This window comes from Microbulbifer sp. SE14, assembly GCF_059834885.1.
Window position 1 is genome coordinate 21,345 of sequence record NZ_JCBAJA010000003.1, and the last position, 19,702, is coordinate 41,046.

Consider the following 19,702-nt stretch of genomic DNA (forward strand, 5'->3'; position numbering starts at 1 on the left):
GCAGCATTAAACACCTTATCGGAGCGGCGGGGCGGCCATCCGCCCCGCCGCTCCTAAATTGAGTCCCCCAACCGCCCCGGCACTTTTCGCCAGTTTCAGATAGATCACCTCGTAACTGGCCGGCAGGCCGGCTTCGGTGCGCAGCACTTCATAGGCCTCCGCCAGGCCGCGCAGCTTCTCCCGGGTCGCCAGACCGCGTCCGGCGTCGCGATTCACATTGTGCGCGCCGATACTCTTCAGCTCCCGCATCAGCTCGCGCACGCTGTCAAAGTGCAGCACCCGCTCCTCGGCTCGCAGCTCGCCCGGCAGTCCGTTCCCGGCGGCGGCTCCCATCCACTCCCCCTGCGGCAGGAAGCGGTTGACGTGCACGCCGCCGTCCACCTTGGCCCAGCTGTCTTTCAGTTCGCGCAATGTGCCCGGCCCCAGTGTCGCCACCAGGCAGCGGCCGCCATCCGCCAGGACCCGTTTCAATTCCCCGAACAGCTGCGGCAATCCGTAGCACCACTGCAGCGCCATGCTGGAGAAGACCAGGTCCACACTGCCGTCCGCCAGGGGCAATTGCTCGGCGTCGGCGGCGATATGGAAGTCCGCCAGCGGGCGCTGCGCGCGCGCGTACTGCAGCATGCCCTCGGCCAGGTCCAGGGCGATGATCCGCGCCTGCGGAAAGCGCCGGCGCAGCAGTTCACTGCCGTAGCCGGTGCCACTGCCGAGGTCGAGGATGGTCTTCGGCGCCCAGGTGCCATCCGCCTCGCCGAGCAGCTGGCGGCAGACGGCGCGCTGCAGGTGCGCGGCGGCGTCGTAGCTCTGCGCGGCGCGACCGAAGGATCTGGCCACGGCGCTCTTGTCGAACGGGGATTCGTCGGGCTGAGGCGGGCGAACACAAGGTTCGCCTCTACGGAGCTGGCTCAGAAAGTCACTTAACTTCTGCGCGATCGATTCGGGCTGGGAAATCTGCGGCGCGTGGCCGCAGCCGGGCAATACTTCGACGGTTGCACCCAGGTCGCGGATTTTCTTCGCGGCCGTGGCGGGCACCAGCGCATCCCGCTCGCCGAACAGGTACAGCGCCGGCACCGGAATATCCTTCAGGGTTTCGCGGTTGTCCAGGCGCCCGAGACAGTCCAGCGCCTCCAGCCAGGCGCCGTCTATCGACGGCGGCCGCCACTGCTTCAGTTGTTTCAGAACCGCGCGCACGGCGACGTCGCCGCGGGCCTGCAGGCCGCAGAATTTTCCCCAGGTCGATTCGGGCTCATCGCCCATCGAATCGCGGAATGCGGCGAAGGTTTCTCGATCCATACCGGGCCAGTCGCCGCGCTGTACGAAGCTGGCATTGGCGGCGATGGTGATCAGTCCGGAAATTTTTTCCTGCCCGGGCACTGCCGCCAAGCGCGCGGCGAGCATGCCGCCGAGGGAGTGACCGACCAGCAGGCAGTCTTGCGGCAGCCTGTCGTAGAGCTGCCGGAGAAGCGCTTCACCTTCGGGCCAGGGCTGGCCGGAACTGCCACCGAAGCCGGGCAATTCAAGCACTGCAACCGACCCGCAGGGGCGAGCCTTGTGTTCGCCCACAGAGCCGGCCGACAGCACATCGAGCAGCGGCTGCCAGATACGCCCGTCACAGCCCCAGCCGTGCACGAATACCAGGTTCACGATGCCACCGCTGCTTTTGTGGGAATGACCCGCAGGGATTCGGCCAGCGCCAAAAGCAGTTGATCTATCTGCTCCTCGCTGTGACTGGCACTCAGCGTAATGCGCAGCCGCGCAGTACCGGCCGGCACCGTCGGCGGCCTGATTGCACCGACCAGGAAACCGCGCCGTTGCAGCTCTGCGGCGACGGTCATTACCGTTTTCTCGCAGCCGAGCAGCAGCGGCTGTATCGCGCTGGCGGATTGCGCCAGCGGCAGGTCGAGCGCCGCCGCGCGCGCGCGGAAGAATTCGATATTGCGGCCGAGGCGCTCGCGCAACTCCGGCTCCCGCTGCATCACCTCGATCGCCGCCAGGCAGCCGGCGGCCACCGCCGGCGGCATGCCGGTGGTGTAGATATAGGGGCGCGCGAACTGCACCAGGTAGTCGATCAGTTCCCGCGAGCCGGCGACAAAGGCGCCGGCGTTGCCGGCGGCCTTGCCCAGCGTACCCATCATCACCGGCGCATCGCCCTGGCCCAACCCCGCCGCAGCGATGCTGCCGGCCAGCGGCAGCTCCGCGCTGCCCACTCTTCCCCCCATGGTGCCGAAGCCGTGGGCCTCGTCCACCATCAGCCAGGCATTGTGCTTGCGGCACAGGGCCGACATCTCCGCCAGCGGCGCCAGATCGCCGTCCATGCTGTAGACGCCGTCCACCGCCACCAGGGTGTTGCCGCCGCTCTGCGCCGCGCGCTCGAGCTGCCGCTCCAGGCTCTCCGGGTCGCTGTGGGCAAAACGCAGGCTGGCGGCGCCGCAGAGGCGCGCGCCGTCGATCAGCGAGGCATGATTGAGTCTGTCGGAGATGATGTTGTCACCGCGGCCCACCAGTGCGCAGATGGTGCCGATATTGGCCATATAGCCGCTGGAGAACACCAGCGCCGCCTCGCGGCCGGTAACTTCGGCAATGGTGTCCTGCAGCCGCCGGTGAATCTGCAGGTGGCCGTTGACCAGGTGCGAGGCGGTGGCGCCGGCGCCCAGTCCGGCGCCCGCCTGTTGCGCGGCGATCACGTCCGGGTGGGTGGCCAGGCCCAGGTAGTCGTTGCTGCTGAAGGTCAGCAGTTCGCGCCCGTCCACGAGCGCCCGCGGCCCCGGCGCGGCGTCCAGGGTCTTCAGCTCGCGGTAGAGATTGCGGCTCCGCCGTTCATCGAGGCGCCGGCGCAGCGTCTCGGTCAGTGTCATTTTGACGCGTCGTAAAAGTAAGGATCGTTCTGCTGTTCGGCAATCTGCGCAGTCAGTTCGGCTTCCATCTCGGCCTCATCGGCGTACTGCTGGTACTCCTCCGGCTTGATACCGAGGCGCGCGAACAGCTGCATATCCTTGTTGGTTTCCGGGTTGCCGGTGGTCAGCAGTTTCTCGCCGTAGAAAATGGAGTTGGCGCCGGCGAGGAAGGCCAGGGCCTGCATCTCGTCGTTCATGGACTCGCGGCCGGCGGAAAGCCGTACGTGGGATTTCGGCATCATGATGCGGGCCACGGCGATGCAGCGGATAAACTCGAACGGGTCCAGGTCGTCGTTTTCCGCCAGCGGTGTGCCGGCCACTTTCACCAGCATATTGATGGGCACCGATTCCGGATGATCCGGCAGGTTGGCCAGCTGCATCAGCAGGCCGGCGCGGTCCTTCTCCCCTTCACCCAGACCGATGATGCCGCCGGCGCAGACCTTCATGCCCGCCGCGCGCACATTCGCGAGGGTATCCAGACGGTTCTGGTAGGTGCGGGTGGTGATGATCTCACCGTAGTATTCGGGAGAGGTGTCCAGGTTGTGGTTATAGTAGTCGAGGCCGGCGTCCGCCAGTTCCTGCGCCTGGTCGTCGCTCAGCATGCCCAGGGTCATGCAGGTCTCCAGGCCCAGGGCCTTCACTTCGCGTACCATCTGGGTCACATAGGGCATGTCCTTCTTCTTCGGCGAACGCCAGGCGGCGCCCATGCAGAAGCGGGTGGCGCCGCTAGCCTTGGCCGCGCGGGCCTCCTCCAGCACCTTCTCCACCTTCATCAACTGCTCCCGCTCCAGGCCGGTGTCATAGCGGGCGCTCTGGGGGCAGTAGGCGCAGTCCTCGGGGCAGGCGCCGGTCTTGATGGAGCACAGGGTGCTGACCTGCACCCGGTTCGCATCAAAGTGCTGGCGGTGCACCTGCTGGGCGGTGAACAGCAGGTCGTTGAACGGCAGCGCGAACAGGTCCAGTACCTGCTGGCGGGTCCAGTCGTGACGGATGGCGGCTAGGGGCATTTGCTGGGCGGCGGTCACTGGGCTTAATCTCTCTTGTTGCTTTTGGGGCGGCGCCGGGCGCCGGCAAAACAGACTGGCCAGTTTAGCGGTGGCCGGATTGCTGTCAACCGAATGGCCAGGGAATGGTTTACAGGACGATTTCGCACTTTCTGTCACAGGCCTCGGCGCCCCGGCTGGCGCTCTGCCTGCTGTGCGGCGACGGCGCCCGTCACGGCGGCCTCTGCGCACCCTGCACCGCCGAACTCCCCTGGCTGCACCTGGCCTGCCGCCGCTGCGCCCTGCCCCTGCCGGTAGTGGGCGATTGCCCCCGCTGCCTGCAGCAGCCGCCCGGTTTCCACAGCGCCCGCGCCGCCTGGCACTACGCCTTCCCGATCGGCCAGTTGGTGCAGCGCTTCAAGTACCGCGGCGACCTGGCCGCCGGCCACAGCCTGGCGCAGCTGGCCGCAGTCCATATCCAGCCGCCGGGGGAGGTGCCGGACCTGCTGGTACCGGTGCCGCTGCACTGGCGCCGCTACTGGAGCCGCGGTTTCAACCAGGCGCAGCTGATCGCCGAGGAGTGGAGCCGCCACTGGCGGATTCCGGTGGACGCGCGCCTGCTGCGCAAGCTGGCCGCCGGCGATACCCAGCAGCAGCTGAAGCGGGCCCAGCGGCTGCGCAACCTGGGCCGCAGTTTTGCGGTGCGCAAACCGGTGGACGGCCTGCATATCGGCCTGGTGGACGATGTGATTACCACCGGTGCCACCCTGGAGGCGGCCACCCGCGCCCTGCTCGAGGCGGGCGCGGCGCGGGTCAGCGCCTTTGCGCTGGCCAGAACCCCCTGACTGCTCGGCCCGACAGGAGATGGACCGAAGTAGACAATCCCGTCACAATAGCGGCCTTTTGCCAGGCTGGTACCGGCGTCTCAATCGGGACCGGCGCTGCTAGCAGCCTGTCGGGCTTTCCCTCGCGACGAGCGCCTAAGTCCGACAGGCTGCTAGGGTTTTAATTAGTGACTAGTCGCTCGCGCTCCGTTGCCGCGAGCCGGGGAATTCAGCGATGAGTGAATACAAGCTGCCGCGGGGCATAGTGATCAGCGGCACCGGGCTGTGGACGCCGCCGGAGTCCATCAGCAACGAGGAGCTGGTGGATGCCTACAATGCCCACGCAGAACTCTACAACCGCAAACATGCGGCGGAGATAGAGGCCGGCGAACTGGCCGCAAAACCCGAGTCCTCGGCGGAATTTATCGAGAAGGCTTCGGGCATCAAGAGCCGCTACGTGGTCAGCCGCGAGGGGATTCTGGACCCGGAGCGCATGCGCCCCTACCTGCCGGAGCGCGCCGACGACGAGCTGTGCCTGCAGGCGGAGATGGGCCTGAAGGCGGCCAGGCTGGCGCTGGAGAAGGCCGGCAAGAAGCCGGAAGACATCGACATGGTCATCGTCGGCGCCTCCTATCTGCAGCGCGCCTACCCGGCCATCGCCATCGAGATACAGGGCGCCCTGGGCATCGACGGCTTCGCCTTCGATATGGAAGTGGCCTGTTCCTCGGCCACTTTTTCCCTGCAGCGTGCGGTGGATGCGATCAGTGCGGGCAGCGCGCGCGCAGTGCTGGTGATCAACCCGGAGCTGACCTCGCCGCAGGTGGATTTCACCGATCGCGACAGCCACTTTATCTTCGGCGACGTGGCCGTGGCCAGCGTGGTGGAGCGGCGCGAGACCTGCGCGGCGGATACCGCCTGGGAGGTGCTCGGCACCAAAGCGAAGACGGTGTACTCCAACAATATCCGCTCCAACTTCGGCTACACCGCCCGCGCCGCCGACGTGGATCCCTTCGGCCCCGGCAAGCTGTTCCGCCAGAACGGCCGCAAGGTGTTCAAGGAGGTCTGCCCGATGGCGGCCGCGCATATCGAGGACCACGTGCGCGAGGCCGGCAGCGAGCCGGCCGAAGTGCGCCGCTACTGGCTGCACCAGGCCAATATCAACATGAACAACCTGATCGCGAAGAAGCTGATGGGCGACGGCGCCAGTGAGGAACGCGCACCGATCGTGCTGGACCGCTATGCCAACACCGGCTGCGCCGGTTCGGTGATCGCATTCAACCTGCACAGCGACGACCTGCAGCCGGGCGACCGCGGGGTTATCTGCTCCTTCGGCGCGGGCTACTCGATCGGCAGCCTGGTGGTGGAAAAGATCGCGCTCTGATCCTCCGCCGCAAGCAAAAAAGGCCGGGATATTCCCGGCCCTTTCATTTCCCTGCAACAGTCTTTATCGATTGCCGTCCGCGCGATCCAGCCGCAGCGCATAGCAGCCATAGGCGGCAAAGCGCAGCAGCGCGAAGTCGATATCGTCCCGCGCAAAATACCCTGCCACTTCCCTCTCTATCTGCTCCGCTCTCACCAACTTCGCAGCCACTATGTCCTCTTCCGCACTGTAGGCGCGCAGCACCAGTTGCGCCCCGGCTTTCCAGTAGTCCTCGGCACTGTTGTTCGGTACAGGCAATTCAATTGATGTCTCCGGCCTTTCGTCAGGTCTCGCCAGCACGAAAACCGGCCCGTACTCTTTGTAGGGTCCCGGGCGGCTGAAGGGACAGTAGCTCGCCAGGAGAATCCTCTCACCCGGCCGCGCCCGCCGCAGGGCATCGCGACAGGGCTCGCCGCCCTCGGCGACCAGCTGGCGCACCGGCTGGCCCAGGTCGTCCAGTCCAGTCTCCCTGACTCTGCGCAAGAAATTTTCACGGATTGGGGTTAAGGTGTAGGTCATGGCTGCGCGCTTCCCGATTGCTGTGGAAGAGGCAGGTTAGCGAATGGCGGCCGCCTGGACCGGCCGGATCCGGAAGCCGCACTGGAAAAATCGAGTGGCGAATGGGCCGCTATTTCTCCCCCTGCGCGTCCAGTTCCCGTAGCAGCTTCTCCCCCCAGGCCAGCCAGGTCTTCTCCGCCTCAATACCCAGCAGCAGTGTCTGGTGTGCGAGCCAGAAGCGCTGCTGCAGCTCGGGATCGCTGTTCAGCACCTTCTCGTTCTGCTCCATGTAGCTGTCCAGCAGCGCGCGGTGCTGGTCCAGCTGCCGCTGCACCGCCTCGCGCGCCTGCTCGCGGCTCAAATGGTGGCCGGCGAACAGCCGGATCAGGAAGGGCTCACGGATCTTCTGTGCCGGCGCCGGCTGCTGCACCCAGTCCCGCAGCGCCTGGCGGCCGCTCCCGGTCAGGCTGTAGATCTTCTTGTCCGGCTTGCCGGCCTGGGGCTGCTCGGTGCAGTCCAGCAGGCCCTCCTCGTGCAGCCTGTGCAGCTCGCGGTACATCTGCTGGTGGCTGGCACTCCAGAAGTGGGACACGCTGCGCTCGAAGCGGCGCTTCAGGTCGTAGCCGCTGCCGGGCTCTATATCCAGCAGGGTCAGGACGGCGTAGCGCAGGGACATGGGAACTCCAGCCAGGTTATGCAAAGAGTTGCATATTAATCCCTGGAGATAGCGCTGGCCATGCGGCTATCAGGGCAAAATTAAAATATCCAGATTACGAACAACTGTAACAATAGGATGGTTATATCGACATTGCGATTATATTGATATGAAAGACTAGCTTTTGCACAACTTGTGGATATAATCGCCTGCCGTAATTGGCCGCGGCTCCCGGAGCCGCGGTTTGTTGTTTTTGAGAGTTGTACCCATGTCCGCCCCAGCCTCCGCCACCCCGACAGTTCCGGAAACCGCCGCCGAAAGCGCCGTGAGCACGCCCTCGCGCCGCCGCGAGCTGATGCTGGATATCTTTGCAATGAACAGCTTTTCCTGGGCCATCGCCGTGCCCATCGAACTGGTGCTGGCGGGCATGAGCTGGCAGGAGCACCTGAAGGTGCGGCTGCTGGCGGTAGTCTTCAACACGGTAATCGCGCGGCCCTTCAGCCTTTACCGCAACTGGGTGGTCGGCCGCATCAAAGGCCGCGGTGCGCTGAACGCCTACCTGGTGGACACCTTCGTGTTCCTGAGCTTCCAACTGCCGCTGTACCTGAGCAACATGTATCTCGGCGGCGCCAACTGGGCGGAGATGGCCACCGCCAGCATCACCTTTATGCTGATCGCCGGCGCCCTGGGCCGCCCCTACGGAATTTATCTCGACTGGCTGCGCCGGATATGGATTAATAGGCGGCCGCTTATAGAGCCCCGCGCGCTCGCCTGAGAGAGATAGAGATAGAGGATAGGACTGTGTTGACCAACGCCATCGAAAACAGCGCAATGACCCTGGGCGTGGTCGCCGGCACTGCCACCGACACCCGTTTTGGGCTGGAATTCCTCGCCGCGCGGCAACTGCGCGGCATCGGCGTCTCCCTGTCCGCCTCCCCCCAGGCGCAGACCCAGCTGCAGGCACTGAGCCGCGACGCCCTGACCCGGCAGCTGATCGGCGCCATCGAGGACCTGCACCGGGCCGGCGCCGAGGCGGCGATGATCTACTGCAACTCATTGTCCGGCGCCGTGGATATGGCCGCGGTGAAGGCGGCCGCGCCGATCGAGGTGGTGTCCCCGCTGGAGGTCTACGCGGAACTGACCCAGCGCTACCGCAACTTCGGCCTGCTGGCGGCCAACTGCCAGAGCTGCGCCAATATCGAGCGCGAGATACTCGCCCGCAACGAGACCGCCAAGGTAATCGGCATCGGCAACCTGCAGATCGTCGAGGATATCGAGGACGGCGTGGCGCCGGAGAAGATAGTGCAGCAGCACGCCCTGGACGACCTGGTCGCGGCCCTGGTGAAGAGCGGCGTGCAGATACTGATTCTCGGCTGCACCCACTTCGACTACTTCTACCGCGAGCTGCTCGCCCACTGCGACGGCATCCGCCTCTTCCTGCCCTCCGAGCGGATGCTGCAGCTGTTGCAGGAGCGGTTGCCGCAGGCGGCCTAGCCCAGGCACCGAGCCAGTTAGTACCTGCGTACCCGGCACCTGGCATACCGAAACAAATTTCACTTGTGTGCGCCACCGGATTGCAGTATCAATTCTCCCTGAAACCGACGGAGGCAATTCCCTAAAAACATAAAATGCGGGCTGCTGGATTTAGCCCGCACCAACACAAGTGGTAACAAGGATGAACAAGACCATTTTCCACCGGGGGGAGATTTCACCCTGTCCCGGCCTGCGCGCCGTCCGTTCCGCGCGCCTGCTCCTCACCTGCACCCTGCTGCCGGCGGCGGCCTCCGCGGCTCCCCTCTCACTGACCGAAACCCGGATCGCACTGCTTTGGCCGGCAACACTCGGCGCCGCGCTGCTGGTCGTGTCCGCCGTCGCCCTGGCGCTGTGGCTGCGCCTGCGCCGGAGGACCGCCGAGGGTGAACGGCGGGCCTTCGTATTGAAAGAGGACAACAGCAGGATTCACCGCCAACTGCAGTCCTACGGCAGTGAGCTGTCCAATCGCGAGCGCCAGTTGGCCGAGGCGCGCGAAAATCTCGAGCAGCAGCGCCAGGAGAAATCCGATCTGCTGGCAATCATCGGTCACCACCTGCGCCAGCCCCTGGACGCCCTGCACAGCACCCTCAATCTGTTGGCGCGCAGCGGCACCGCCGAGTCCATCCGACTGGTGGAAATGGCGCAGCGCCAGCTGCAGACGGCGATAAGGTCACTGGAGGAGATCCAGCGCTGCGACCGGCTGGAAACCGTGGAGCTGAAATTGCCCGCCGAGCAGCCCGCCCGGAAAGCCGCCAGCCTGTCGATACTGCTGGTGGAGAGCGACAGCAGCGAGTCGCTGCGCAGCACCCTGGAGGCCCGCGGCCACAGGGTGCAGCGGGAGAACAACGGTGTCGACGGCGCCGATGCGGCTCTGCAGAAACGTTTCGACCTGGTACTGATCGACAGCCACCTGCCGCTGATGGACGGCGTCGAGGCGACCCAGAAGATCCGTCGCGGCGGCGGGCGCGAGCTGCCGGTCTTCGCCCTGCTCAGCGAGCCCAAGCCGGGAGACAGGGAGCGCTACCAAGCCCGTGGCCTCACCGGCGTGCTGGCGCGACCGGTGTCCGACTACCAGCTGCAGCAGCTGCTCAACTGGACGGCGCGCCGCGGGGGCGGCGAGGTCGAGGAGAAGAAGGAGAGACAGGCGCGCCCCACCCGCCTGCTGAACACCGATACCCTGTGCCGGCAGCGGGAAACCCTGGGCCACCTGCCGTTTGCGCAACTGCTCAGCGATCGCGCCGCCACTCTGCCGAAGAGAACCACGGCCCTGACCAGCGCCCTGACCGGACGCCATTGGCCGGACGCCAAACAGCAGGCCCAGGCGATCGCCGCCAGCGCCGAGGAAATCGGCCTGGAGGCGGCAGCTGCGCGCCTGCGCGCCCTGGCCGCGCGACTGTCCATCGACAGCGAGCGGGAATACTGCCGCCACCAGCGCACCGAGCTGCTGAACCTGATGCGCGCGTCAGTGCAACAGTTGAAGGTCTGGCGGGAACAGAATGTGCAGACCGAGTGGGCGTTGAAGTGAGTGCGCCGGCGGCTGAAGTGAACCTTGAATATCCGCCGGCCGCCCGCACACTATTGGACTGATATCCTGCGAGAAGAAAAAACCATGTCCGAGCAGTTTCCCACCAGGACCCAGGAAGCCCGCGAGCAGAGCGGGCGCGACCTGGCCACCCTGGTCTACCTGATCCAGGCCATCAGCCTGTTTACCGCCGTGCCCTTTTTTGTCGCTGTGCTGATCAACTACGTCAAGCGCGGCGACGTGCGCGGCACCCTGGCGGAATCCCACTTCCGCTGGCAGATACGCACCTTCTGGTTCTGGCTGTTGTGGACGGTGATCGGTTCGTTGACCTGGTGGGTGCTGGGCCTGGGCTTCCTGATCCTGGGCATCGCCTGGGTGTGGGCCGTCTACCGGGTGATCCGCGGCTGGTTGACACTGGCGGATAACCGCCCCGCCTATTGATTTCAGTTTTGCCCATCACCTTGTAGGAGCGGCGGACGGCCGCCCCGCCGCTCCTACATAAAATGACTCTGTTTAGAAATTGCCGCTCAGCGCCAGCATAAACAGGTCCGGCGGCAGCAGCTGGCCGTTGACCTGCAACTGGCCCCGCTCCACCTGCAGGTGCATCTGCAGTTCGCCGTTGTTCTCCATCAGCAACCCGTACTGGCGCAGCATCATCGCCTGCCCCACCAGCGGCGACTGCATCAGCGCCTGCTCCGCAGCGCTGAAGGTCAGAGTACCGGTCAGGGGCGCCAGCCACTGGTCCGCGGCGCTGTCCGTCCGCCGCGCCCGCGCCGGCATGCCACGCCAGTCGATATCCGCATCCACCAGCACGGGCCCGTTGTGGGACTGCACCGCCAGTTGCTGCTGCAGCAGCAGGGGCCGCCCCATCGTCTGTTGCCAGTTGCGATCGACCGCGGGCGCCAGTGCACGCAGGTAGTGCACCAGATCCGCCGCGGCCACCTGCGGCAGGGTCATCTGTTGCTGCAGCGAGGTCACCGGGGTGGCCGACTGCACCTGGGGCAGTTGCAGGTCGCTGACCAGCTTCAGCGCGCCCGAGGCCAGCTGCTCCAGGGTCAGCTGCAGGCTGATATCGCGCAGCTCCAGCGGGCCCGACTCGGACTCGGCGCGCAACAGCGACAGCCGGAGCCTGGCTTCGCCTCCCTCGCCGGGAACATATTCGAATTCGCCGCTGGCCGGCTCGGTGTAGAGTTTTTCCAGACCGCCGCGGGTGTGGCGGACCGAGCCCAGTTCCAGGGTGCCGGTCAGCAGGGCGCCGCTGTAGTCGGTCTCGATCAGCACCTCGCCGCCGTCGAACGCCAGTTCGCCGTTGCTGTCGCTGCGGGTAAAGGGCTCCAGGCGCAGGGTATTGACGACGCTGTTGTCCGCGCCTACCAGGGATTCCAGTACCAGCGGGCTGCGCTCCAGGCGGCCGTAGAGCTGCCCCAGCTGCGCGCGCAGCTGCGGCGCCATAGCCTCCGGGGACAGGCGGGTCTCGCTGTAGACGACGCCGAGCCGCGGGCCGCGGGCGGTGAACAGCAGCGGGCCGTGCTGGATTTCGCTGTGCAATTCTGTCGGCCCCTCCGGGCTGTCCACCCGGGTGCTGGTCTCGGCGCCGAACCAGCCGCGCCGGTATTGTGCGGTGTCGCCGCCCTGCAGCCTGCCCAGCTGCTGTTTCCAGATCTCCTCCACCTTGGGACCAATAAAGCCCGGTGCGGCCAGGGCGGTGGCGACGGCGAGGCCGAGGAGGGAGAAGAGGGACAGGCGCAGTAGTTTCATGGCGAAAATTCGTTGCGAAATCAGTGCGCCGATCTTAGCAGATTCTCTGCGGCAGGGTCGCGACGGGACAGGATCTCGTAGGAGCGGCCCATGGCCGCGATCGATGTCCGGGGAAAATGCAGCGTCCGATCGCGGCCATGGGCTCCTACAGAGAAGGGACTCAGCCGGCCAGTGCCCTGGCCACGCGGGAATTGCTCTCGCGCCCCAGTTCGGCGGAGATAAAGTTGCCGGCTTCCGCCAGCAGTTTCAGGTCCACGCCGGTGTCTATGCCGAGGCCGTTCAGCAGGTAGAGCACATCCTCGCTGGCCACGTTGCCCGACGCCCCTTTCGCGTAGGGGCAGCCGCCGAGGCCGGCCACGGCCGAGTCCACCACCGCGATCCCCATCTGCAGCGCCGCGTAGATATTCGCCAGCGCCTGGCCGTAGGTATCGTGGAAGTGCACCGCCAGCTTTTCCACTGGCACCCTCGAAGTAACCTGCCCGATCATGCGCTTGGCCGCCTCCGGAGTGCCCACGCCGATGGTGTCGCCGAGGGAGACCTCATAGCAGCCCATATCCAGCAGGGCGCCACTCACTTCGGCGACCTTGAGCGGATCTATGTCGCCCTCGTAGGGACAGCCGAGCACGCAGGACACATAGCCGCGCACCGGTATGCCGTCTTTCTGCGCCTGTGCCAGCAGCGGGCGGAAGCGCTCCAGGCTTTCGGCGATGGAGCAATTGATGTTTTTCTGCGTGAAGGTTTCGGAGGCGGCGCCGAACACCGCCACCTCGTCCGCCTTCGCCGCCAGCGCGCGCTCGTAGCCTTTCATATTCGGCGTCAGCGCACTGTAGACGGTGCCGGATCTTCTCTCGATGCCGGCCAGCACCTCCTCGCTCGCCGCCATCTGCGGCACCCATTTCGGGCTGACGAAGCTGCCGGCCTCGATCACCGGCAGGCCGCTGGCACTGAGGCGGTCGATCAGCGCTATGCGGGTGTCGACGGAGATGGGCTGCTTCTCGTTCTGCAGGCCATCGCGGGGGCCTACTTCGACCATTTTTACCTGTTTCGGAAGGTGCATTCTCACTCCCCCGTCGTGTTGTTTATGTAGGATGGGCAAAGGATCGCAGCGACGTGCCCATCTTCAGCGGTCCGATGGGCACACTGCGCTTTGCCCATCCTGCAAAAATTCATAGCTATTCTTCCGCGGCGAAGTCGACCAGCAGGCTGCCGCCGTCCACCAGCTCGCCCTCGGCGCAGAGAAACTGCTGCACGGTACCGGCGGCGGGCGCGCGCAGTGTGTGCTCCATCTTCATCGCCTCCATCACCAGCAACGACTGGTCCTTTTCCACCTGGGCACCCGGCTCCACCAGCAGTGCGATGATGGTGCCGTTCATCGGCGCCTCCAGGCCCTGGGCCCGCTCGCCGCTCTCGCCGATATCCGGTGGCAGCAGCTTGAATTCCACCTGGGTGCCGTCGATAAAGATGGCCCCGCCGTCCTCAGTATCCACGCTGGAGAAATTCACCCGGCGGCCGTCCACCAGCGCCAGCTCGCGCCCCTCCAGCGCGCGGAACTCCCCACTTTTGACATCACCCTCAAGGGCGTTGCACTGCCACCGGACGCCGTCGCCAGCGGCGACAAAAGTGATCTCGGCGTGCTGGCCGCGGTAGTCGATATTGTGCGCGCGCCGGGCGGCGAGGCCGGAGCGCCAGTTGTCGCCGCTGTGCCAGGGGGAGTGCGGATCCGCCGCGGGCGCCGATGCGCGCATATCCCGCCTCTCGCGCCGGTTCAGGTAGCCGGCGATGGCGGCGCATTTCAGCGGTGTCAGCTGCTGTTCCTGCTGCAGGATCTCCGCCTCGTAGTCCTCGATAAAGTGCGTGGACACGCGGCCGCTGGCGAAGGCGCCGTGGTTGATGACCCGGCGCAGGAACTCGATATTGTGGCGCACGCCGGCGATCTGGTATTGCTGCAGGGCGCGGTCCAGTTTCGCCAGGGCCTCCTTGCGGCTGCGGCCGTGGCAGATCAGCTTGGCGATCATCGGGTCGTAGTGCACGCTGATCTCGTCGCCGCTCTGTACGCCGGTATCCACGCGCACGCTCTCGCTCTCTTTCGGCGGGCGGTGGCGGACCAGCTTGCCTGTGGCCGGCAGGAAGTCGTTGTCCGGGTCCTCGGCGTAGATGCGCACCTCGAAGGCGTGGCCGAGAATGGAGAGGTCGTCCTGCTGCAGCGGCAGCGGCTCGCCGGCGGCGACCGCCAGCTGCCAGGCCACCAGGTCCTGGCCGGTGATCATCTCGGTGACCGGGTGCTCCACCTGCAGGCGGGTATTCATCTCCATGAAATAGAAGGCACCGCTGGCGTCCAGCAGGAACTCCACCGTGCCGGCACCCACGTAGCCGATTGCGTGGGCGGCGCGCAGGGCGGCCTCGCCCATGCGCGCGCGCAGGTCTTCGCTGAGCCCCGGCGCCGGCGCCTCCTCGACCACCTTCTGGTGGCGGCGTTGCACCGAGCAGTCGCGCTCGAACAGGTAGACGCCATTGCCCTTCTGGTCGCAGAACACCTGGATTTCCACATGGCGCGGACTGAGTACATAGCGCTCCAGCAGCATCAGGTCGTCGCCGAAGGCATTCATCGCCTCGCGCTTGGCGGCCTCCAGGGCGCTGTGGAATTCCGCCGCACTGTCGACCCGGCGCATGCCCTTGCCGCCGCCGCCGGCGGCGGCCTTCAGCAGAACCGGGTAGCCAATGCGGTTGGCGTGGCCCTCGAGAATATCCGCATTCTGGTTGGTGCCGTGATAGCCGGGCACCAGCGGCACTTTGGCTTCCTCCATGATGCGCTTGGCAGCGGACTTGGAACCCATGGCGTCGATGGCTCCGGCGGGCGGGCCGACAAAGATGATGCCGGCGCTGTCGCAGGCGCGACAGAACTGGGCGTTTTCCGACAGGAAACCGTAGCCGGGGTGTATCGCGTCTGCGCCGGTTTGCTTTGCCGAGGCCAGCACCTTGTCGATATCCAGGTAGGAATCCCTCGCTGGCGCCGGACCCAGGCGCACCGCTTCATCGGCCAGCTGTACATGCAGTGCATCCGCGTCCGCATCGGAGTAGACGGCCACAGTGGCCACGCCGAGGCGGCGGGCGGTCTTGATGATGCGGCAGGCGATTTCGCCGCGGTTGGCAATTAACAGTTTGCGAATCATAAAAAGCTCGGGAGCGGAGTATTCAAAAAAAATCAGTCGTTGCTGCTCTTCATCCAGTTGGGCGCGCGCTTTTCGAGAAATGCGCCCAGCCCTTCCTGTCCCTCCGGGGATACGCGCACCGCGGCGATCAGCGCGCTGGTCTGTCCCTGCAGTTCCTCGTTGACCACACGGTTGGACATGGACATGGCCAGCTGCTTGGACATGGCCACCGCGCGCGGGCCGTTGTCGGTAATCGCATTCACCAGATTCTGCACCGTCAGGTCCAGTTCGCCCTCGGCGCAGACCTCCGATACCAGGCCGATCTCCCGCGCGCGCTCGGCTTCGATGCGCTCGGCGGTGACGAAATAGCGCCGCGCCTGGCGCGCGCCGATCGCGTTGATCACATAGGGGCTGATGGTGGCCGGCAGCAGGCCGATCTTCACTTCCGACAGGCAGAAGCTGGCGCGCTCGCTCGCCACCGCCATATCGCAGCAGCTCACCAGGCCCACACCGCCGCCGAAGGCGGCGCCCTGCACCCGCGCGATGGTCGGTGCCGGGAAGGTGTCCAGCTTGTGCAGCATGGCGGCCAGGGCGGCGGCGTCGCGGCGGTTTTCCTCCTCGGAATAATCCACCATGCGCTTCATCCAATTGAGGTCGCCGCCGGCGGAGAAGCTCTTGCCGTTCGCCGCCAGCACCAGCGCGCGAATTGCCGGGTTCTGCGACAGGCCCTCGAAGGTCTCGCCCAGTTCGCGGATCAGCTCGTCGTCGAAGGCGTTGTGGATTTCCGGCCGGTTCAGGGTGACCGTGGCCACGCCTTCGCTGTCGATTTCGGTCTGCAGTTTGATGGTCATAGTGAATTCCTTGATTTTTTTCGGGCGCCTTCTGTCCCTTTGTAGGAGCGGCGGGGCGGCCATCCGCCCATGGCCGCGATCAACCTATCCGGACTCCCTGGAATCCGATCGCGGCCATGGGCCGCTCCTACAGCGCAAATTTATCCCGAGTCCCGAGTCCCGAGTCCCGCAAAAGATTACATACGGAAGACGCCAAACCTGGTCTCTTCCGGCTCCCTGTGGCTCGCGGCGGCCAGGCAGAGGCCGAGCACGCGGCGGGTGTCCGCGGGATCTATCACGCCGTCGTCCCACAGGCGCGCGGAGGCGTAGTAGGGGTGGCCCTGGTGCTCGTAGGTCTCGACGATCGGCTGTTTGAATTCCCGCTCCTCCTCCTGACTCCAGGACTCGCCGCGAGACTCCATCTGGTCGCGCTTGACCTGGGCCAGCACGCCGGCGGCCTGTTCGCCGCCCATCACCGAGATGCGCGCGTTGGGCCACATGAACAGGAAGTTGGGGTCGTAGGCACGGCCGCACATGCCGTAGTTGCCGGCGCCGAAGGAGCCGCCGATCAGTATCGTGATCTTCGGCACCTTGGCGGTGGCCACCGCGGTCACCATCTTGGCACCGTGCTTGGCGATACCGCCGGCCTCGTACTGCTTGCCCACCATAAAGCCGGTAATGTTCTGCAGGAATACCAGCGGAATATGGCGCTGCGCACACAGCTCGATAAAGTGCGCGCCCTTCTGCGCGCTCTCGGCAAACAGGATACCGTTATTGGCGACGATGCCCACCGGGTAGCCGTGAATGCGCGCAAAGCCGGTCACCAGGGTGGTGCCGTAGAGGGCCTTGAACTCGTCGAACTCGGAGCCGTCGACGACGCGGGCGATAATCTCGCGCACGTCGTAGGGCTGGCGGGCGTCCTTCGGCACCACGCCGTAGATCTCCTCCGGCGGATAGATGGGCTCAATCGGTTTGCGGATATCCAGGCCGGGATTCACAACCCGGTTCAGGCGCGCCACCGAGCGGCGCGCCAGCTGCAGTGCGTGCACATCGTTGTTGGCATAGTGGTCGGACACGCCGGACGTGCGGCAGTGCACCTCGGCACCGCCCAGCTCCTCCGCCGACACCTCTTCACCGGTGGCGGCCTTCACCAGCGGCGGGCCGGCCAGGAATATCGTGGCCTGCTCCTTCACCATAATGGACTCATCGGCCATGGCCGGCACATAGGCGCCGCCGGCGGTGCAGCTGCCCATGACCACGGCGATCTGCGGAATATTTTTTGCCGACAGGTTGGCCTGGTTGAAGAAGATGCGCCCGAAGTGCTCGCGGTCCGGGAAGACGTCGTCCTGGCGCGGCAGGTTGGCGCCGCCGGAGTCCACCAGGTAGATACACGGCAGGTTGTTCTGCCCGGCGATGGCCTGGGCGCGCAGGTGTTTTTTCACCGTCAGCGGATAGTAGGTGCCCCCCTTTACCGTCGCGTCGTTGGCGACGATGACGCAGGGTTGGCCGGAGACTGTGCCGATACCGGTGATGATGCCGGCGGCGGGCACCTCCTCGCCGTAGACGTCGTGGGCGGCCAACTGGGAGAACTCCAGGAAGGGGCTGCCCGGATCCAGCAGCGCGTCGATGCGATCCCGCGGCAACAGTTTGCCCCTTGAGAGGTGTTTTTCCCGCGCCCGCTCGCCGCCGCCCTGGGCGATTTTCTCGATTTTCTCCCGCAGGTCCGCGACCAGTTTCTGCATCTGTTCGCGGTTCTCGGCGAAGGCGGGGTCGCGCGTATTAATTTTGCTCTGTAGCTGGTTCATAAAATGCATTTATGCAGTTGGCTTCGTAGGGTGCGCCGTGCGCACCGCAAATTCCGATCGGTGCGCGCGGCGCACCCTACCGAGTCCCGAGTCCCGAGTCCCGAGTCCCGAGTTTCCGAGTCCCGAGTCCCGAGTCCCGGGTCCCGACAAATTTACCGTGTTTCGTTAAACAACTCGCGGCCGATCAGCATGCGGCGGATCTCCGAGGTGCCAGCGCCGATCTCGTACAGCTTGGCATCGCGCAGCAGGCGGCCGGTGGGGTACTCGTTGATATAGCCGTTGCCGCCCAGGGCCTGGATCGCCTGCAGGGCCATCTGGGTTGCGCGCTCGGCGGTGAACAGTATCACCGCGGCGGAATCCTTGCGCGAGTCCTCGCCGCGGTCGCAGGCCCTGGCCACCGCGTAGAGGTAGGCGCGGCTGGCGTTCAGGTCCGCGTACATGTCGGCGACCTTGCCCTGCATCAGCTGGAACTCGCCGATGGCCCTGCCGAACTGCTTGCGCTCGTGCACATAGGGAATCACCACGTCCAGGCAGGCCTGCATGATGCCCACCGGGCCACCCGAGAGGATGGTGCGCTCGTAGTCGAGGCCGCTCATCAGCACGCGCACGCCGCCGTTCAGTTCGCCGAGGATATTCTCCTCCGGCACCTCGCAGTCCTCGAACACCAGCTCGCAGGTATTGGAGCCGCGCATGCCCAGCTTGTCGAGTTTCTGCGCCTGGGAGAAACCGGGGAAATCCCGCTCGACGATAAAGGCGGTGATGCCGCCGGAGCTGATACCCGGCTCGGTGCGCGCGTAGATCACATAGGTGTTGGCGTCGGGACCGTTGGTGATCCACATCTTGTTGCCGTTCAGGATAAAGCGGTCGCCCTTCTTCTCGGCGCGCAGCTGCAGGCTGACCACGTCGGAACCGGAATTCGGTTCGCTCATCGCCAGGGCGCCCACATGTTCGCCGGAGCACAGCTTGGGCAGGTATTTGGCCTTCTGCTCCGGGGTGCCGTTCTTGCGGATCTGGTTGACGCACAGATTCGAGTGGGCGCCGTAGGAGAGGCCGACGGAGGCAGAGGCACGGGAGATCTCCTCCATCGCCACCGCGTGGGCCAGGTAGCCCATATTGGAACCGCCGTACTCCTCCTCGACGGTCATGCCCAGCAGGCCCAGCTCGCCGAATTTCTTCCACATATCCGCCGGGAAGAGGTTGTCCTCGTCGATCTGCGCCGCGCGCGGGGCCAGCTCCGCCTGGCAGAACCTGTAGACCATGTCGCGCAGCATATCGATCTCCTCGCCGAGACCGAAATTCAGGGTGGGATAGGAGGTGTTCATAGCGACTCCGTTAATGGGTTCTCGTCAGTTGTCGATGTTCTGTTACTTATCCGTTGAAAGTGCCGCGCGGGCGCGGGCCTCCGCCTCGTCCAGCTCGCCCATCAGGCTCTGGATATCGCGCAGCTGCTGCTGGAGCTGAGCGCGCTTCTGTTCGATGGTGGCGAGCAGCCGTTGCAGCTGCTCCACATTGCCGTGGGCCGGGTCGTACATGTCGATGATTTCCCGGCTCTCGTCCAGGGAGAAACCCAGCCGCTTGCCGCGCAGTATCAGCTTCAGGCGCACCCGGTCCTCGGGGCTGTAGACGCGGGTCTGGCCGCGGCGCGCCGGTTTTAGCAGGCCCTTGTCCTCGTAGAAACGGATGGCGCGGGTAGTGATGTCGAACTCCCGCGCCAGGTCGGAAATACTGTAGCTGGCGGGCTCTGTGGCAGTGGCGGCTTTGGCTTTCATGGGACTTCCTCTGGACGCGCTGAAGCCTAGCAGGAGTTTACGTTAACGTAAACGTCAACCTC

At 65.5% G+C, this 19,702-nt stretch carries 18 protein-coding genes; 6 read left to right on the forward strand and 12 right to left on the reverse strand.

Translation table 11 applies throughout. The features are described from left to right. Positions 1-15: 15 nt before the first annotated feature. Genes bioC through bioB form a run of 3 tightly spaced genes read right to left on the reverse strand, consistent with a single transcriptional unit; the run spans position 16 to position 3,901 of the window. On the reverse strand, positions 16-1,644 hold the full coding sequence (gene bioC / locus AC6R19_RS03170; protein WP_500578056.1) for a malonyl-ACP O-methyltransferase BioC: 1,629 nt from the start codon (positions 1,642-1,644) through the stop codon (positions 16-18). Next, positions 1,641-2,855 (reverse strand): 8-amino-7-oxononanoate synthase, encoded by a 1,215-nt coding sequence (bioF, locus tag AC6R19_RS03175; protein ID WP_500578058.1) that lies wholly within the window; start codon positions 2,853-2,855, stop codon positions 1,641-1,643. The genes bioC and bioF overlap by 4 nt, the downstream gene beginning before the upstream one ends. Then, positions 2,852-3,901 carry a biotin synthase BioB gene (bioB, locus tag AC6R19_RS03180; protein WP_500578339.1) on the reverse strand — a complete coding sequence of 350 codons (1,050 nt, stop codon included), beginning with the start codon at positions 3,899-3,901 and terminating at the stop codon, positions 2,852-2,854. Before bioB ends, bioF begins: the two co-directional genes overlap by 4 nt. Positions 3,902-4,023: 122 nt before the next feature. Here bioB and AC6R19_RS03185 point away from each other — a divergent pair, with 122 nt between their 5' ends. After that, positions 4,024-4,722: a ComFC family protein gene (locus AC6R19_RS03185; RefSeq protein ID WP_500578060.1), complete on the forward strand. Its 699-nt coding sequence runs from the start codon at positions 4,024-4,026 to the stop codon at positions 4,720-4,722. A 214-nt stretch (positions 4,723-4,936) separates the two neighbouring features. Then, positions 4,937-6,082: a beta-ketoacyl-ACP synthase III gene (locus AC6R19_RS03190; RefSeq protein ID WP_500578061.1), complete on the forward strand. Its 1,146-nt coding sequence runs from the start codon at positions 4,937-4,939 to the stop codon at positions 6,080-6,082. Between the two features lie 63 nt (positions 6,083-6,145). On the opposite strand, the gene AC6R19_RS03195 is transcribed toward AC6R19_RS03190, so the two are convergent. Both AC6R19_RS03195 and AC6R19_RS03200 read right to left on the reverse strand, forming a co-directional pair. After that, positions 6,146-6,604 (reverse strand): DUF1203 domain-containing protein, encoded by a 459-nt coding sequence (locus tag AC6R19_RS03195; protein WP_500578062.1) that lies wholly within the window; start codon positions 6,602-6,604, stop codon positions 6,146-6,148. A gap of 145 nt (positions 6,605-6,749) precedes the next feature. Further along, complete coding sequence (locus tag AC6R19_RS03200) at positions 6,750-7,295, reverse strand: PadR family transcriptional regulator (RefSeq protein WP_500578064.1); 546 nt, start codon at positions 7,293-7,295, stop codon at positions 6,750-6,752. 247 nt (positions 7,296-7,542) lie between these two features. On the opposite strand from AC6R19_RS03200, the gene alaE reads away from it, so the two are divergent. From alaE to AC6R19_RS03220, 4 genes are all read left to right on the forward strand, one after another. Then, on the forward strand, positions 7,543-8,049 hold the full coding sequence (gene alaE / locus AC6R19_RS03205) for an L-alanine exporter AlaE (protein WP_500578065.1): 507 nt from the start codon (positions 7,543-7,545) through the stop codon (positions 8,047-8,049). A 26-nt stretch (positions 8,050-8,075) separates the two neighbouring features. Then, on the forward strand, positions 8,076-8,768 hold the full coding sequence (locus AC6R19_RS03210; protein WP_500578066.1) for an aspartate/glutamate racemase family protein: 693 nt from the start codon (positions 8,076-8,078) through the stop codon (positions 8,766-8,768). Between the two features lie 181 nt (positions 8,769-8,949). Next, positions 8,950-10,332 carry a response regulator gene (locus tag AC6R19_RS03215; protein WP_500578067.1) on the forward strand — a complete coding sequence of 461 codons (1,383 nt, stop codon included), beginning with the start codon at positions 8,950-8,952 and terminating at the stop codon, positions 10,330-10,332. 84 nt (positions 10,333-10,416) lie between these two features. Continuing rightward, a complete protein-coding gene (locus tag AC6R19_RS03220) occupies positions 10,417-10,770 on the forward strand; it encodes a DUF4870 family protein (protein ID WP_500578068.1) in 354 nt (117 codons plus the stop codon). A 72-nt stretch (positions 10,771-10,842) separates the two neighbouring features. On the opposite strand, the gene AC6R19_RS03225 is transcribed toward AC6R19_RS03220, so the two are convergent. The 7 genes from AC6R19_RS03225 to AC6R19_RS03255 form a co-directional block, all read right to left on the reverse strand. Then, on the reverse strand, positions 10,843-12,087 hold the full coding sequence (locus AC6R19_RS03225) for a DUF945 family protein (protein ID WP_500578069.1): 1,245 nt from the start codon (positions 12,085-12,087) through the stop codon (positions 10,843-10,845). 160 nt (positions 12,088-12,247) lie between these two features. Then, on the reverse strand, positions 12,248-13,144 hold the full coding sequence (locus tag AC6R19_RS03230) for a hydroxymethylglutaryl-CoA lyase (protein ID WP_500578070.1): 897 nt from the start codon (positions 13,142-13,144) through the stop codon (positions 12,248-12,250). Between the two features lie 115 nt (positions 13,145-13,259). Further along, entirely contained in the window at positions 13,260-15,257 is a 1,998-nt protein-coding gene (locus AC6R19_RS03235) for an acetyl/propionyl/methylcrotonyl-CoA carboxylase subunit alpha (RefSeq protein WP_500578071.1), read from the reverse strand. A 32-nt stretch (positions 15,258-15,289) separates the two neighbouring features. Further along, the gene (locus AC6R19_RS03240; protein WP_500578072.1) at positions 15,290-16,087 is read right to left on the reverse strand and encodes an enoyl-CoA hydratase/isomerase family protein; all 798 of its coding nucleotides are present in this window, start codon (positions 16,085-16,087) and stop codon (positions 15,290-15,292) included. A gap of 176 nt (positions 16,088-16,263) precedes the next feature. After that, positions 16,264-17,871, reverse strand: coding sequence for a carboxyl transferase domain-containing protein (locus tag AC6R19_RS03245; protein ID WP_500578074.1), 1,608 nt, complete (start codon positions 17,869-17,871; stop codon positions 16,264-16,266). Positions 17,872-18,023: 152 nt separating this feature from the next. Beyond that, positions 18,024-19,193 carry an isovaleryl-CoA dehydrogenase gene (locus AC6R19_RS03250; RefSeq protein WP_500578075.1) on the reverse strand — a complete coding sequence of 390 codons (1,170 nt, stop codon included), beginning with the start codon at positions 19,191-19,193 and terminating at the stop codon, positions 18,024-18,026. Between the two features lie 42 nt (positions 19,194-19,235). Continuing rightward, positions 19,236-19,640: a MerR family transcriptional regulator gene (locus AC6R19_RS03255; protein ID WP_500578077.1), complete on the reverse strand. Its 405-nt coding sequence runs from the start codon at positions 19,638-19,640 to the stop codon at positions 19,236-19,238. Positions 19,641-19,702 lie beyond the last annotated feature (62 nt).

Coding starts and splice junctions, on each gene's coding strand:
- bioF (WP_500578058.1), bottom strand. CDS start 2,855: ATGACACTGACCGAGACGCTGCGCCGGCGCCTCGATGAACGGCGGAGC.
- alaE (WP_500578065.1), top strand. CDS start 7,543: ATGTCCGCCCCAGCCTCCGCCACCCCGACAGTTCCGGAAACCGCCGCC.
- AC6R19_RS03190 (WP_500578061.1), top strand. CDS start 4,937: ATGAGTGAATACAAGCTGCCGCGGGGCATAGTGATCAGCGGCACCGGG.
- AC6R19_RS03240 (WP_500578072.1), bottom strand. CDS start 16,087: ATGACCATCAAACTGCAGACCGAAATCGACAGCGAAGGCGTGGCCACG.
- AC6R19_RS03255 (WP_500578077.1), bottom strand. CDS start 19,640: ATGAAAGCCAAAGCCGCCACTGCCACAGAGCCCGCCAGCTACAGTATT.
- AC6R19_RS03250 (WP_500578075.1), bottom strand. CDS start 19,193: ATGAACACCTCCTATCCCACCCTGAATTTCGGTCTCGGCGAGGAGATC.
- AC6R19_RS03245 (WP_500578074.1), bottom strand. CDS start 17,871: ATGAACCAGCTACAGAGCAAAATTAATACGCGCGACCCCGCCTTCGCC.
- AC6R19_RS03185 (WP_500578060.1), top strand. CDS start 4,024: ATGGTTTACAGGACGATTTCGCACTTTCTGTCACAGGCCTCGGCGCCC.
- AC6R19_RS03230 (WP_500578070.1), bottom strand. CDS start 13,144: ATGCACCTTCCGAAACAGGTAAAAATGGTCGAAGTAGGCCCCCGCGAT.
- bioB (WP_500578339.1), bottom strand. CDS start 3,901: ATGCCCCTAGCCGCCATCCGTCACGACTGGACCCGCCAGCAGGTACTG.
- AC6R19_RS03200 (WP_500578064.1), bottom strand. CDS start 7,295: ATGTCCCTGCGCTACGCCGTCCTGACCCTGCTGGATATAGAGCCCGGC.
- AC6R19_RS03235 (WP_500578071.1), bottom strand. CDS start 15,257: ATGATTCGCAAACTGTTAATTGCCAACCGCGGCGAAATCGCCTGCCGC.
- AC6R19_RS03220 (WP_500578068.1), top strand. CDS start 10,417: ATGTCCGAGCAGTTTCCCACCAGGACCCAGGAAGCCCGCGAGCAGAGC.
- AC6R19_RS03225 (WP_500578069.1), bottom strand. CDS start 12,087: ATGAAACTACTGCGCCTGTCCCTCTTCTCCCTCCTCGGCCTCGCCGTC.
- AC6R19_RS03215 (WP_500578067.1), top strand. CDS start 8,950: ATGAACAAGACCATTTTCCACCGGGGGGAGATTTCACCCTGTCCCGGC.